This is a genomic window from Hydrogenophaga sp. A37, from assembly GCF_002001205.1.
In the GTDB taxonomy this organism is placed as follows: domain Bacteria; phylum Pseudomonadota; class Gammaproteobacteria; order Burkholderiales; family Burkholderiaceae_C; genus Hydrogenophaga.
The window spans coordinates 1-13691 of record NZ_MUNZ01000120.1 but is presented as its reverse complement, the minus strand read 5'-3'; the positions used below and the strand labels follow the sequence as shown (position 1 = coordinate 13691).

Sequence of the window (13691 nt, the reverse complement as noted above, 5' to 3'; positions counted from 1 at the left end):
TTGGCGGATCACAGTTCACATGATCAAACAACTTCTGCTCGCTGCCGCCATGGCGGCCACCTCGACGGGCGTTTTCGCCGATGGCCTCAAAGACCTGGAGAACTTTCTTCGAGATGTGGACAGCGCCCAATCCGGCTTCACCCAGGTGGTGACCTCGCCCAAACGCGCGGGCGAAACCGTGGCGCGAAGCAAGACGTCCAGCGGACGCTTCGAGTTTCTGCGGCCCAACCGCTTTCGGTTCGAGTACACCAAACCCTTCGAGCAGACCATCGTGGCCGACGGGCAGACGCTCTGGCTGTACGACGTCGATTTGAACCAGGTCACCGCCCGCAAGCAGCAGGAGGTGCTGGGCAGCACACCTGCGGCGCTGATCGCCGCAGGCACCGACATGAAAGCGCTGACCGAGGTGTTCGATCTCAAGGCAGCACCCGCCCAGGACGGTCTTGAGTGGCTGGAGGCCAAACCCAAAGCCAAAGACGGTCAACTGCAGACGGTGCGGGTGGGCTTTCGCCAGGGACAGCTCGCCGCGCTGGACATCGCCGACAGCCTGGGGCAACGCTCGGTGCTGACGTTCACGCAATGGCAAGGCAATGCGCCTTTGAAGGCGGATCGCTTCCGCTTTCAGCCGCCGGCCGGCGCCGACGTGATCCGTCCCTGACCGGTCAACGTGTGAGTTCTCCCGTTTCGCACCAACCGCTGGCAGAGCGCCTGCGCCCACGCACGCTGGGTAATGTGATTGGTCAGCAACACCTGCTCGGCGAAGGCATGGCGCTGCGGCTGGCGTTTGAGTCGGGCCAGCCGCACAGCTGCATCCTCTGGGGGCCGCCGGGCGTGGGCAAGACCACGATTGCACGGTTGATGGCCGACGCGTTCGATGCGCAGTTCATCACCATCAGCGCCGTGCTGGGCGGCGTGAAAGACATCCGCGAAGCAGTGGAGCAGGCCGAGTCCGCGCGCGACGGCCTGCAACAGGAACGCACCATCGTCTTCGTGGACGAGGTGCACCGCTTCAACAAGAGCCAGCAAGACGCGTTTCTGCCGCATGTGGAGAGTGGCCTGTTCACCTTCATCGGCGCGACCACCGAAAACCCGTCGTTCGAGGTCAACTCCGCCTTGCTCTCGCGAGCGGCGGTCTATGTGTTGCAGCCCCTGGGCGAAGACGATTTGCGCCAGCTCATCACCCGGGCCCAGGGGATCGGTGCCGTGCCGGCCGTCGAGACCGCCGCCGCCGACCGCCTGATCTCGTATGCGGACGGCGATGCGCGCCGCTTGCTCAATACCTTGGAAACCCTGGCGGTGGCGGCCACGCGCGAGAAGCTCGCTGAAGTGACGGACGTCTGGTTGATGCGGGTGCTGGGTGAACGCATGCGCCGATACGACAAGGGAGGCGATCAGTTTTACGACACCATCAGCGCCCTGCACAAAAGCGTGCGTGGCAGCGACCCGGACGCGGCGATGTACTGGTTCGTGCGCATGCTCGACGGCGGTGCCGACCCGCGCTACATGTCGCGTCGCCTCATCCGCATGGCGGCCGAAGACATTGGCCTGGCCGATCCGCGTGCGTTGCGCCTCGCACTGGACGCGGCCGAGGTGTACGAGCGCCTCGGCAGTCCCGAAGGGGAGCTGGCGTTGGCCGAGTGTGTGGTCTATCTGGCCGTGGCGCCCAAGTCCAACGCGGTCTACAAGGCCTTCAACGAAGCCAAGGCCTTTGTCAAGAAAGATGGCACGCGTCCCGTGCCCATGCACCTGCGCAATGCACCAACAAAGCTCATGAAAGAGCTGGACCATGGAAAAGGCTACCGCTATGCCCACGATGAGGCGGGCGGCTTCGCGGCGGGTGAAAGCTACCTGCCCGAAGGCATGGCAGCGCCAGGTTTTTACCGCCCGGTCGAGCGCGGGCTGGAGATTCGCATCGCCGATAAGCTGCGCGAGCTCCAAAAACTGAACAATCAAAAAAACTAATGAAATCCCAAAGCCGCTGATGCAAGCGACGATGGCATTCAAAGTTCAGGGTAAACCCGTGTCCGATAAGGGCTTACACGCATCAGCCTCCTCAGTACCCGTGGCTACAATCCGCCACCAACCCGCAGTCTGTCCTGTTCATAGGTCGAGCCTGGCGGGTTTTTTGCTAAGTTGAAACTGGCCAGACCGGACAAACCCGTCCGGTACGGACACAACACGGAGAAGTTTGTATGGACGTTTTGCTGCAACAGATCATCAATGGTCTGGTTCTTGGCAGTATGTATGCGCTGGTGGCGCTGGGGTACACGATGGTGTACGGCATCATCGGCCTGATCAACTTTGCGCACGGCGACGTGCTCATGGTCGGTGCCCTCACCAGTTGGACGCTGATCGGCTGGATGTCCAGCGCCTGGGCATGGATGCCGGGCTGGCTGATCCTGCTGGTGGCGGTGCTGATCGCGATGGTGGTCTGCGGCGCGCTCAACTACACGATCGAAAAGCTGGCCTACCGGCCGCTGCGCAACTCACCGCGACTGGCGCCGCTGATCACGGCCATCGGCATGTCGCTGCTGCTGCAGACCTTCGCGATGATCATTTGGGCGCCCAACCCCAAGTCGTACCCGGCCATGCTGTCGAGCGAACCGGTCGAATTCGCCGGGGCTGTGATCTCGGTGACACAGATCACCATCCTGGCCGTCACGGCCATCACCCTGGCGTTCCTGATGTGGCTGGTGAACAAGACCAACCTCGGCCGTGCCATGCGGGCCACCGCCGAGAACCCGCGTGTGGCGGCGCTCATGGGCATCAAGCCCGACATGGTGATTTCGGCCACCTTCATCATCGGCGCCATGCTCGCGGCCATCGCGGGCGTGATGTGGGCCTCGAACTACGGCACCGTTCAACACGCCATGGGTTTCATGCCAGGCCTGAAGGCCTTTGTGGCCGCGGTCATGGGGGGCATCGGCAACCTGGCCGGTGCGGTGGTGGGCGGCATTGCATTGGGGTTGATCGAGTCGTTGGGGGCTGGTTACCTGGGCAAATTCACCGGTGGCGTGCTGGGCAGCCAGTACACCGACATCTTTGCCTTCGTTGTGCTGGCGCTCGTGCTGACGCTGCGACCCTCGGGTCTGCTGGGTGAGCGAGTGGCCGACCGAGCTTGAGGAGCCGACCATCATGATGAACACCAAAGCGGGCAAATTGATTGTCTTCCTCGTGGCAGCTGCAGCCTTGTTGCTGCTGCCCATCCTGCTGCAATCCACCGGGAGCAACTCCTGGGTGCGCATTGTCGATATCGCGCTGCTCTACGTGCTGCTGGCCCTGGGCCTGAACATCGTGGTCGGTTACGCCGGCCTGCTGGACCTGGGCTACATAGCCTTCTTCGCGGTGGGTGGTTATGTGTTTGCGCTGCTGGCTTCGCCGCACCTGACCGACACCTTCCCGGCGATCGCGGCCATGTTCCCCGATGGCCTGCACACCAACATTTGGCTCGTGATGATCATCGCGGCGGTGGTGGCGGGCATTGCGGGCGTGATCCTGGGTGCGCCCACGCTCAAGCTGCGCGGTGACTACCTGGCCATCATCACGCTGGGCTTCGGTGAAATCATCCGCATCTTCCTGCTCAACATGGACCGGCCGGTGAACGTCACCAACGGACCCAAGGGTCTGAGCCAGATCGACTCCATTTCGGTGTTCGGGCTGGACCTGGGCAAGCGCCTGACGATCGGCGACTACACCTTTCAGCCGGTCACGCTCTATTACTACCTGTTCCTGTTCTTTGTGGTGATGGCGGTGGTGTTGTCTTACCGCCTGCAGGACTCGCGCATCGGCCGCGCCTGGATGGCGATCCGCGAAGACGAGATCGCGGCCAAGGCCATGGGACTGAACACGCGCAACCTCAAACTGCTGGCCTTCGGCATGGGCGCCACGTTTGGCGGTGTGTCGGGCGTGCTGTTCGCGTCGTTCCAGCGCTTCGTGTCACCCGAATCCTTCTCGCTAATGGAATCGGTGATGGTGGTGGCCATGGTGGTGGTGGGCGGTATCGGCCACATCCCGGGCGTGATCCTCGGGGCCTTGTTGCTGGCCGGATTGCCCGAGGTGTTGCGCCACGTGGCAGGCCCGCTGACCGAGCTGACCGGCGGCCGTCTTGGCCCGGAAATCCTGCGCCAGCTGCTGATCGCGTTGGCGATGGTGGTGGTGATGTTGCTGCGCCCCAAGGGCCTGTGGCCATCGCCTGAGCATGGCAAGTCTTTGAGCAAGTGAGCGGTACTGATATGAGCGAAACCATTCTCAAAGTCGCCAACGTGTCCAAGCGCTTCGGTGGCCTGCAGGCCCTGAGCGATGTGGGCATCGAAATCAAACGCGGTCAGGTCTACGGCCTGATCGGCCCCAACGGTGCCGGCAAGACCACGTTCTTCAACGTGCTGACCGGCCTCTACACGCCCGACAGCGGTTCGTTTGAGCTGGCCGGCAAACCCTACACCCCGACCGCCGTGCATGAAGTGGCCAAGGCCGGCATCGCGCGCACCTTCCAGAACATCCGGCTGTTTGCTGAAATGACGGCGCTGGAGAACGTGATGGTCGGGCGCCACGTGCGCACCCATTCGGGCCTGATCGGCGCCGTGTTCCGCACGCCCGGCTTCAAGAAAGAAGAGGCCGAAATCACGGCACGTGCGCGTGAGTTGCTGGAGTACGTGGGCATCTCCAAGTTTGCCGACTACAAGTCGCGCACGCTGAGCTACGGCGACCAGCGCCGCCTGGAGATCGCACGCGCGCTGGCGACCGATCCACAACTGATCGCCCTCGACGAACCCGCGGCAGGCATGAACGCAACCGAGAAGGTGTTGCTGCGCGAGCTGATCGACCGCATCCGCAAAGACAACCGCACCATCCTGCTGATCGAACACGACGTGAAGCTGGTGATGGGCCTGTGTGATCGCGTGACCGTGCTCGACTACGGCAAACAGCTGTCGTCTGGAACGCCTGCCGAGGTGCAGAACGATCCGAAGGTCATTGAGGCCTACCTGGGCACGGGCGGAAGCTGAGGACACAACAACATGGCAAACACACTACTCAAAGTTAGCGGCCTGAAGGTCGCGTACGGCGGCATCAAGGCCGTCAAGGGCGTCGATCTGGAGGTGCGCGAGGGCGAGCTGATCTCGCTGATCGGCTCCAACGGTGCCGGCAAGACCACCACCATGAAGGCGATCACGGGATCGCTCACCTTCGAGGGCGGCGACATCGAATACCTCGGCCAGAGCATCAAGGGGCGCGGTGCCTGGGATCTGGTCCGGTTGGGTCTGGCGATGGTGCCGGAAGGCCGTGGCGTCTTCACCCGCATGACCATCACCGAGAACCTGCAGATGGGCGCCTACATCCGCAACGACAAGGCGGGCATTGCGAACGACATCGAGCGCATGTTCGGCATCTTTCCGCGTTTGAAAGAGCGCAAGGACCAGCTGGCCGGCACCATGTCGGGTGGTGAGCAGCAGATGCTGGCGATGGCGCGCGCGTTGATGAGCCAGCCCAAGGTGCTGCTGCTTGACGAGCCTTCGATGGGTTTGTCGCCCATCATGGTCGACAAGATTTTCGAGGTGGTGCGCGACGTGTCAGCCCAGGGAGTGACCATTTTGCTGGTCGAGCAGAACGCCCAGCGTGCGCTGCAGATCGCTGATCGCGGCTACGTGATGGATTCGGGTGAGATCACCATGACGGGCAGAGGCAAGGAGCTGTTGACCGATCCGAAGGTTCGAGAGGCATACCTCGGGCACTGAGCCTTTTCGAAAAACTACAATGACGGGTTGCGCCTTTCGGGCGCAACCCGTTTTTCATTGCCCCACACCATGACCACCGAACACGCCCACGCCATCCCCGCCACCGACGACAACCAGCTGATTGCGGAGCGGCGCGAGAAGCTCAAGGCCTTGCGTGAGGCGCAGACGCGCGGCGAGGGAGTGGCTTTCCCGAATGATTTCAAACCGGTGGACAAGGCCGAGGCGCTGTTTGCCACGCACAGCGAAGCCACCAAGGAAGCGCTCGAAGCCAACCCGGTGCGCGCCAGTGTGTCGGGCCGCATGATGCTCAAGCGCGTGATGGGCAAGGCCAGCTTCGCCACGCTGCAAGACGCCTCGTTCGGCCCCAGCGGGGGGCGCATCCAGATCTACTTGAACACCGACAGCGTGGGCGAAGCGGCGCTCAACACCTTCAAGCATTGGGACCTGGGCGACATCGTGGCGGCCGAAGGTGTGCTGATGCGCACCCGCACCGGCGAGCTCACCATCCACGCCGACAAAATTCGGCTGATCACCAAGAGCCTGCGCCCGCTGCCCGACAAGTTCCACGGCATCCACGACCAGGAAATCAAGTACCGCCAGCGTTACGTGGACCTGATGACCGACGAGAGCGCGCGCCGCCGTTTCGTCACGCGCAGCCACGCGCTCTCCAGCATCCGCGACTTCATGGTGAGCCACGGCTTCCTCGAAGTGGAGACGCCGATGCTGCACCCCATTCCCGGTGGTGCCAATGCCAAGCCCTTCAAGACGCACCACAACGCGCTCGATCAGGAGATGTTTCTGCGCATCGCGCCCGAGCTGTACCTGAAGCGCCTGCTGGTCGGTGGTTTCGAGCGCGTGTTCGAGATCAACCGCAACTTCCGCAACGAAGGCATCTCGGTGCGCCACAACCCCGAGTTCACCATGATGGAGTTCTACGCGGCGTACTGGAATTACCACGACCTGATGGACTTCAACGAGCAGCTGATCCGTCACGTGGTCAAGCAGGTGCACGGCGACACACCGCTCACCTACAACGGCAAGCCGGTGGACGTGTACGCGCCCTTCGAGCGCCTGACTATTCCGCAAGCGATTCTGAAATACACCGAAGCAGGCGAGGGTGTGGACAACGCCGAGTGGCTGATCCCCGCGCTCAAAAAGCTGGGCATGTCCGAAGCCAAACACCAGCTGTCCACGCGCAGCCTGGCCAGCCTGCAGGTGCTGTACTTCGAAGAGACGGTGGAAGAGAAGCTCTGGAACCCGACCTTCATCATGGAGCACCCGACGGAAATTTCGCCGCTGGCGCGCGCCAACGACGACCGCCCCGAGGTGACCGAGCGCTTCGAGCTCTACATCACTGGCCGCGAGTTCGGTAACGCGTTCTCCGAGTTGAACGACGCCGAAGACCAGGCCGCGCGCTTCCAGGCGCAGGTGTCGGCCAAAGACGGCGGTGACGAAGAAGCGATGTACTACGACGCCGACTTCATCCGTGCGCTCGAATACGGCATGCCGCCCGCCGGCGGCTGCGGCATCGGCATTGACCGCCTGATGATGCTGCTGACCGACAGCCCCAGCATCCGCGACGTGATCCTGTTCCCCGCGCTGCGTCGCGAAGCCTGATGCTCCAATGAGCGCTGCGCCGGGCCGCCCCAAGCAAGCTCGCACCGCAGCCCGCAGGGCGAAGGTCTCTCGGTGAACCGCCTGCACCGGCTTGACCGCTGGGCATGGCGGCTGTTCATTCTGGGGCTGCTGGTCTCGCTGGCCATCACCGCGTGGGACCACGGCGGGCGCTGGCACACGCCGCGTCTGGAGCAGCGCAATTTCATCATGCTCTGGCTCTACTGGGCGCCCCGGCTGGCGGGCGTTCCGCTGTTGGTGGGCCTTGTGACGCAGTTTGTGCTGGACACCCGCTGGCGGCGCTGGCGCTTGCCGGTGTACGCGGCGCTGGTGTTGGTGGGCCTCTGGTCTTCAATGGTGGAGCCGCGGTGGATCCAGGTGCGGCACACCACGGTCGGGGGCATCCCGGCCAGCGCTCAACCCCTGCGGCTCGCGGTGGTGGCCGACATCCACTGGGGCCTGTTCTTCCGTGACCACCAACTGGACGCGCTGGTGGACCAGCTCAATGGCATGGACGTGGATGCGGTGCTCGTCGCCGGCGACTGGACCCACGAACCTTCACTGAACCTGCGCGAAGGGCTGGCCCCGCTGTCGCGCATCCGCCACCCGGTCTGGGGCGTGCTCGGTAACCACGATGTGCAGGCGCCGGGCCCCGATCTCACACTGCCGCTGCGCGAAGCGCTCCAGGCGCACGGCGTGCGCCTGATCGAAGGTCAGGTCGTGCCCTGGAAGGGTTGGGAGCTGGTCGGCCTGGACGATCAATGGGGCGGTCGTCCCCAGGAGCAGATTCGCACCCTCTGGCCTGCGGGTGTGCCCGTGGCTTCACCACGGCTGGTGGTCGTGCACCAGCCCGATACCGTGGCCTTGCTGCCGGCGGACGCTGCCTTTCTCTCGGTGGCCGGCCATACCCACGGCGGCCAGATCTGGATACCGGGCTTCACGCCCTGGTTCCTGCGCCACACGAATTCACAGCAAGCCTGGTGGAACGGGCTGTACGACACCCCGGCGGGGCGGCTGCTCGTGACGCCGGGGGTGGGCACGATCGGCCTGCCGGCGCGGCTGGCTGTGAGGCCGACCATTGATCAAGTGGATCTCGTCCGCTGAATTGAACCACCCCCGCCGCGCTTCGCGCGACCCCCTCAAGGGGGCGGCACTGGCCGTCCGGCAGAGCCGGCCCGGCGGTGCCCTGGGTCGCACCGTTTCAAGCGCAGGGGTCGCTCGCCGAGGCCATGGATATCCGACGCTCGAATCTAGAAATTGAGTGTCTCGATGCTCTTGCGTTTGTCGCGCTGGAGGTCGTGCACCGCGTCCCGCAGCCAGGCCATGTGGGCCTGGGTGTCGAGTTGCAGCTCGTGCCCTTCGTCGGGCAGCAGGGCGAGCACCACCTTGAACCGCAGCGATGATCCGATGGGCAACTGATCGGAGGGGCGCAGCCCGCCAGCGACGATGGCGGTCGAGGCCGCCACAGCCTGGGCCGCGCGGACCGGGCCTTCCATGAGCAAGGCGAACAGGTTGTCGTCCACCCGCGCGGCGGTGTCCACGTCGCGCGCCACCGAGCGCAGCAGCGAACCCGTGAGCACCAGCGCGCGGTCGGCCACTTCCCGGCCGTGTTCGGTGTTGAACCACCCGTGGTTGTCCAGGGCGATCAGCAGCACCGCGTTCTTGTGTCGGTAGCGCTGAGCCCGCACCAGGCTGTCGTGCAGCCGCAATATGAAGTTGTGGCGGTTGGTCAGCCCGGTCAGCGGCTCGGTGATCACGAGCGCCTTGGCGCGGGCTTGAGCCTCGTGCTGCAGGGAGGAACGTTGCAGCAGCCCGTAAATCAGCAGCGGCGCTTCGATCACCGCCGCGATCACGGTGGCGTACTGCGTCAGGAAACCCGAGGAAAGAAGGTTGAAGTTGCGCAGCACCGGCAGCGATCCGGCCAACAGCACCGGCAGGATGCCCAGCGCGATCCAGCGCACCCAGCGGTCGCCCGTGCGCCAGGCGGCCCACAGCATGGCGTAGAGCACGATGAGGGTCAGGCTGCCAGCGACCGTGAGCCCGTCGAAGCTGAGCTGCGTGGGGGCGATCACGTCCCAGACCGTGAAGATCAGGAGCACCGCGGCCAGCGTGAGCGAGAGGCGGTCGAGCGAGCGGCCGATGCGGCGCGGTTGCACCACATGGCGGACGAAGAGCAGGGCCGCCACGGTGGCCAGCGGCAGCAGAACGAACTCGGCCACGCTGTTCCAGCCCGCCGAATGCGGCCACAGGAACTGCCCGCCCACCCCCATCGACGCCGCCAGCGACAGGCCCAGCAGCGAGGTGTAGATCGCGTAGGCCGCGAAGCTGGTGTCGCGAAACACCAGGGCGTTGGCCACCGCCACCAGCACCAGCAGCAGTGCCATGCCGAAGTAGGCCCCCAGCAGGAACTGCTGCAGGATGCGCAGCTCGCGCAACTGGCTGTGGCTGTGAATCACCAACTCGCCGGAGAACGGCACCCGCGCGTGTTCGATGCGCACCCAGTAGGTCACGGGCGCGTCGGTGCGCGTGTCCAGACCGAACACCGGGTAGCGGTCGGGGTAGGCCCATTCGCTCACCGGCACGTGATCCCCCGCGTGTTGCTCGTGCCAGTGGCCGTCCGCCAGGCGGTGGTAGAGGCTGACACGGTCGGTGCCTGAGCGCATCAGCTCCAGTTCCCAGTGCGAGCGGCTGTCGCGCACCCAGGCATCAAAGCGGACCCACAGCACGCCATGCTCTCCCAGGCGCATCCGGTGTGTGGCGCTGCGCCGTTCGAACGGCAGCTCTGCCTGTTGTTCCTCCAGTTGCTGCACCGTCATGGTTCCGGACGGGTCCACCCAGAACACGCTGTGCTGCGCCAGCGGCACGCTGTGCAGACGGTCATCCAGCTCGATGGGCTGGAGCGTGGTATCCGATGTCGGTGGTGCTGCCTGGGTGAGGGGGCACAAGGCCAGCGCCCACAGCCACAGGCCCAGCCGGCACCAACAGCGGACGGTGTGGGTGGCTCGGCGGAGAGCGTGTGGGTGGGTCATGACACCGATTGTGTCTCCCTGGCACGTGCGCCCAGCTGACGAGGCCCTTGCCAGCAGGGCGCCCAAAGAAAAACCCCGGTCGGCGCAAAGCCGGTCCGGGGTTGTGGGGCCGGGTGCGCGGTCAGGCGAACGCGGTGAGTGCCTTGCGCATCTTCTTCATGGCCGCCACCTCGATCTGGCGCACCCGCTCGGCGCTCACGCCGTACTCGGCCGCCAGTTCGTGCAGCGTCATGCCGCCCGAGCCGTCGTCGTTCACTTTGAGCCAGCGCTCGGTCACGATGCGGCGCGAACGCTCGTCCAGCTCGCCCATGGCGCGCGCCACACCCTCGGTGGCCAGCGCATCGCGTTGGGCCGATTCGAGCACGGCGGTCGGTTCGTGGGTCGCGTCGGCCAGGTAGGCAATGGGGCCGAAGCTGTCTTCGCCGTCGTCGCCCGGGCTCGGGTCGAGCACCACGTCGCCGCCCGAGAGCCGGGTTTCCATTTCGCGCACCTCTTCGGGCTTGACCTTCAGGTCGCGCGCGACCTGATCGACCTCGCCATCGGAGAATGCCTCGCGGTGGGTGTCACCGTCCAGCGCCTCTGAGCGAAAGCCCTGCTTCATCGAACGCAGGTTGAAGAACAGCTTGCGCTGGGCCTTGGTGGTCGCCACCTTGACCATGCGCCAGTTCTTCAGGATGTACTCGTGGATCTCGGCCTTGATCCAGTGCATGGCGTAACTCACCAGGCGCACGCCCTGGTCGGGGTCGAAGCGCTTGACGGCCTTCATCAGGCCGACGTTGCCTTCCTGGATCAGGTCGCCGTGCGGCAGACCATAGCCCAGGTACTGGCGGGCAATCGACACCACCAGGCGCAGGTGGGACATCACCAGCTGGCCGGCGGCGTCGAGGTCGTTGTGGTCGCGCAGGCGGCGCGCGGCGCTCTGCTCTTCTTCGAACGTCAACAGCGGCATGCGGTTGACGGCGGAGATGTAGGCGTCGAGGTTGCCCAGTGCGGGAAGCGTCAGCGAACGGCTCGCCCACGGGCTGGCGACCGCCAGGGTGGCGGACGGCAGAGCGGTGGGTGTCATCAGGGATGTGGACATAGAAGAACCCTCCTCAGATTGGTCTTGCACAAATATTAGCACTCTCTATGAACGAGTGCTAAGACGATGGTTCCATGACCTTGAGATCTTGGGGATGGACACAAGGTCTGATTTCCTTTACTGTACATAAAAACAGTATTGGAGTTTCATGTCTGCCTTGCTGGCTGGCCCGCCCGATGAGTCCACAGGTGGGCCAACGTTTTCACTGTCCCTCCGACCGGCCCTGTCCGTCGGTGCGCTACCGCCCGCAGTGGCGGCGGCGCTCTGGCGCGCTGACCAGCTGGGCAGCCCGGTGGCGGCCACCTTGTCCAGCGGCTTCGAGGCGCTCGATGCGGCCTTGCCCGGTGGCGGCTGGCCTTGCCACGGCGTCATCGACCTATTGAGCGCCCAGAACGGCACCCTGGAGTGGCGGCTGCTCGGGCCGTTGCTGCGCCAGATGTGCTCCGCCGGGCGCAGCGTGGTGCTGGTCGGGCCGCCCCGGCCGCCGCATCCGCCGGGCCTGCGGCTGGACGGCATCAACGAACGGCAACTGGTCTGGGTGATGGCCGAAACGCCGGCCGAGCGTTTGTGGACCACCGAGCAACTGGTTAAGGCCAACACCTGCGGTGCGCTCATCGCCTGGTTGCCGCAGGTGCGCGCCGAACAGGTGCGCCGCCTGCAGGTGCTGGCCGCGGGCTGCACCGGCCCGGTGTTTCTGTGCCGGCCCGCCGCGGCGGCCCGAGAATCGTCGGCCGCGCCGCTGCGCCTGCTCGCCCGCGTGGGGGCGGACTGGGAGCTGCTGGTCGACATCGTCAAGCGCAAGGGGCCGCCGCTGGAGACCACGCTGCACCTGCCTTCGGTGCCCGGCGGTCTGCAGGCCATCCTGACGCCACGGCTGCAAAAGCCCAGCGCCCTGTTGCCGCGCGACCCGGCGCCTCAGACCGCCCCTTCTTTTGACCGTGAGGCCGACCATGCTCTGGTCCGCGCTCCTGCTGCCGACACCCGACGACACCGCCTCGCCCACTGACGCGGCGCTGCAGGCGCTGGCGATCTGGGCACTTCAATTCACGCCCCGGGTCGCTGTCGCCGACGAAGCCGTGGTCATGGAGTTGGCGGCGAGCGTGCGCCTGTTTGGCGGCTGGCGTGCGCTGCGCGAGCGGGTGGCTACGGAAGGTCGGGAGCTGGGCGTGAGCCAAATCGCCTGGGCGCCCAACAGCCTGGCCGCGCTGGCACTGGCGCGGGCCGGCGTGGAAGGCGGCTGGCGGCAGCCGCTGGCGACGCGGCTCGACGCCCTGCCCATGGACACCCTCAGCGCCGTGCGCCCGCACCGCCTCACGCTCGCGCACATCGGCTGCCGGACCCTGGGTGACGTGCGGCGCCTGCCGCGCGGCGGTGTCGGCCGGCGCTTCGACAAACAACTGCTCGCCGCGCTCGACCGGGCCTATGGCCGCGCACCCGAGGTGCACCAGTGGATCGCGCTGCCCGAGCGCTTCGCGCAGCGGCTGGAGCTCATGTTCCGCGTGGACGATGCAACGGCCCTGCTGTTCGGCGCGCGCCGCCTGTTGCTCTCGCTGTGTGGCTGGCTCGCCGCACGACACAGCGGCACCACCGCCTTCACGCTCCATTGGGCGCACGACGCGATGCGCGCCAGGTCGGCGGGCGAGGGCGGCAGCCTCACCGTGCGCACGGCCGAGCCCACGCGCCAGATTCACCACCTCTGCCGCCTGCTCGCCGAGCACCTGGCCCGGGTGGCGCTGCTGGCGCCGGTGGGCGATCTGGAGCTGGTCGCCGACGAGGTGGTGCCGCTGGAAGAAAAAAGTGCCTCCTGGCTGCCCGACGACAACGCGGGTGGCGAAGCGTTGCCGCTGGTGCTGGAGCGCATCGCCGCGCGCCTGGGCCCGCAGCGTGTGGTGCGCCCGGTGCTGTGTGAAGACCACCGGCCCGAGTGGATGTGCCGCTGGCAGCCGGCCGCCGAGCCCTTGCCCCGCCAGCCCGCGCCGGTCACTGAGTTGCCACAGCCCGGCTTCATCCTGCCCGCGCCGCTCAGGCTGCTGGTGCGTGGCAACCGGCCGTATTACCAGGGTGAGCTGCAACTGCTCGCCGGCCCGCAGCGGGTGGACGGCGGCTGGTGGGACCGGGATGAAGCCGCCGGGCAGATTCGCCAAGTGGTGCGCGACTACTGGGTCGCGCAGTCGACTCAGGCGGGCGTGTTGTGGGTGTTCCAGACCCGGCTGGACGAGGCGCCCGCGTGGTTTC

Annotated in this window: 12 protein-coding genes; 10 read left to right on the top strand and 2 right to left on the bottom strand. The window is 65.7% G+C overall.

Going from position 1 to position 13691, the window contains the following annotated elements; translation table 11 throughout:
* Positions 1–22 precede the first annotated feature (22 nt).
* The 8 genes from lolA to B0E41_RS15975 all read left to right on the top strand — a co-directional run bounded on the left by lolA (position 23) and on the right by B0E41_RS15975 (position 8450).
* Positions 23–658, top strand: a complete 636-nt coding sequence (gene lolA, locus B0E41_RS16010) for an outer membrane lipoprotein chaperone LolA (protein ID WP_077332175.1) — start codon at positions 23–25, stop codon at positions 656–658.
* A gap of 11 nt (positions 659–669) precedes the next feature.
* Complete coding sequence (locus B0E41_RS16005) at positions 670–1962, top strand: replication-associated recombination protein A (RefSeq protein ID WP_253194921.1); 1293 nt, start codon at positions 670–672, stop codon at positions 1960–1962.
* 230 nt (positions 1963–2192) lie between these two features.
* Complete coding sequence (locus B0E41_RS16000; protein ID WP_077332161.1) at positions 2193–3122, top strand: branched-chain amino acid ABC transporter permease; 930 nt, start codon at positions 2193–2195, stop codon at positions 3120–3122.
* Positions 3123–3138: 16 nt separating this feature from the next.
* Positions 3139–4221 carry an ABC transporter ATP-binding protein gene (locus tag B0E41_RS15995; RefSeq protein ID WP_143433865.1) on the top strand — a complete coding sequence of 361 codons (1083 nt, stop codon included), beginning with the start codon at positions 3139–3141 and terminating at the stop codon, positions 4219–4221.
* Between the two features lie 11 nt (positions 4222–4232).
* Positions 4233–5003 (top strand): ABC transporter ATP-binding protein, encoded by a 771-nt coding sequence (locus B0E41_RS15990; protein WP_077332159.1) that lies wholly within the window; start codon positions 4233–4235, stop codon positions 5001–5003.
* Between the two features lie 12 nt (positions 5004–5015).
* Positions 5016–5732, top strand: coding sequence for an ABC transporter ATP-binding protein (locus B0E41_RS15985; RefSeq protein WP_077332158.1), 717 nt, complete (start codon positions 5016–5018; stop codon positions 5730–5732).
* Between the two features lie 69 nt (positions 5733–5801).
* A complete protein-coding gene (gene lysS, locus B0E41_RS15980) occupies positions 5802–7349 on the top strand; it encodes a lysine--tRNA ligase (RefSeq protein WP_077332157.1) in 1548 nt (515 codons plus the stop codon).
* Positions 7350–7421: 72 nt separating this feature from the next.
* Positions 7422–8450, top strand: coding sequence for a metallophosphoesterase (locus B0E41_RS15975; protein ID WP_077332156.1), 1029 nt, complete (start codon positions 7422–7424; stop codon positions 8448–8450).
* A gap of 146 nt (positions 8451–8596) precedes the next feature.
* On the opposite strand, the gene B0E41_RS15970 is transcribed toward B0E41_RS15975, so the two are convergent.
* A complete protein-coding gene (locus tag B0E41_RS15970) occupies positions 8597–10375 on the bottom strand; it encodes a 7TM diverse intracellular signaling domain-containing protein (protein ID WP_077332155.1) in 1779 nt (592 codons plus the stop codon).
* Positions 10376–10496: 121 nt separating this feature from the next.
* Entirely contained in the window at positions 10497–11456 is a 960-nt protein-coding gene (gene rpoH / locus B0E41_RS15965; protein ID WP_077332154.1) for an RNA polymerase sigma factor RpoH, read from the bottom strand.
* 148 nt (positions 11457–11604) lie between these two features.
* Here rpoH and imuA point away from each other — a divergent pair, with 148 nt between their 5' ends.
* The gene (gene imuA, locus B0E41_RS15960; protein ID WP_077332153.1) at positions 11605–12462 is read left to right on the top strand and encodes a translesion DNA synthesis-associated protein ImuA; all 858 of its coding nucleotides are present in this window, start codon (positions 11605–11607) and stop codon (positions 12460–12462) included.
* On the top strand, positions 12407–13691 hold a 1285-nt coding region (locus B0E41_RS15955; RefSeq protein ID WP_077332152.1), incomplete at its 3' end, for a DNA polymerase Y family protein. The genes imuA and B0E41_RS15955, both read left to right, overlap by 56 nt.

What these genes read in the sequence shown, in the direction of transcription:
- B0E41_RS16000 (WP_077332161.1), top strand. Translation starts at nt 2,193, where the DNA reads ATGGACGTTTTGCTGCAACAGATCATCAATGGTCTGGTTCTTGGCAGT.
- B0E41_RS15995 (WP_143433865.1), top strand. Translation starts at nt 3,139, where the DNA reads ATGAACACCAAAGCGGGCAAATTGATTGTCTTCCTCGTGGCAGCTGCA.
- B0E41_RS15990 (WP_077332159.1), top strand. Translation starts at nt 4,233, where the DNA reads ATGAGCGAAACCATTCTCAAAGTCGCCAACGTGTCCAAGCGCTTCGGT.
- B0E41_RS15985 (WP_077332158.1), top strand. Translation starts at nt 5,016, where the DNA reads ATGGCAAACACACTACTCAAAGTTAGCGGCCTGAAGGTCGCGTACGGC.
- lysS (WP_077332157.1), top strand. Translation starts at nt 5,802, where the DNA reads ATGACCACCGAACACGCCCACGCCATCCCCGCCACCGACGACAACCAG.
- B0E41_RS15970 (WP_077332155.1), bottom strand. Translation starts at nt 10,375, where the DNA reads ATGACCCACCCACACGCTCTCCGCCGAGCCACCCACACCGTCCGCTGT.
- rpoH (WP_077332154.1), bottom strand. Translation starts at nt 11,456, where the DNA reads ATGTCCACATCCCTGATGACACCCACCGCTCTGCCGTCCGCCACCCTG.
- imuA (WP_077332153.1), top strand. Translation starts at nt 11,605, where the DNA reads ATGTCTGCCTTGCTGGCTGGCCCGCCCGATGAGTCCACAGGTGGGCCA.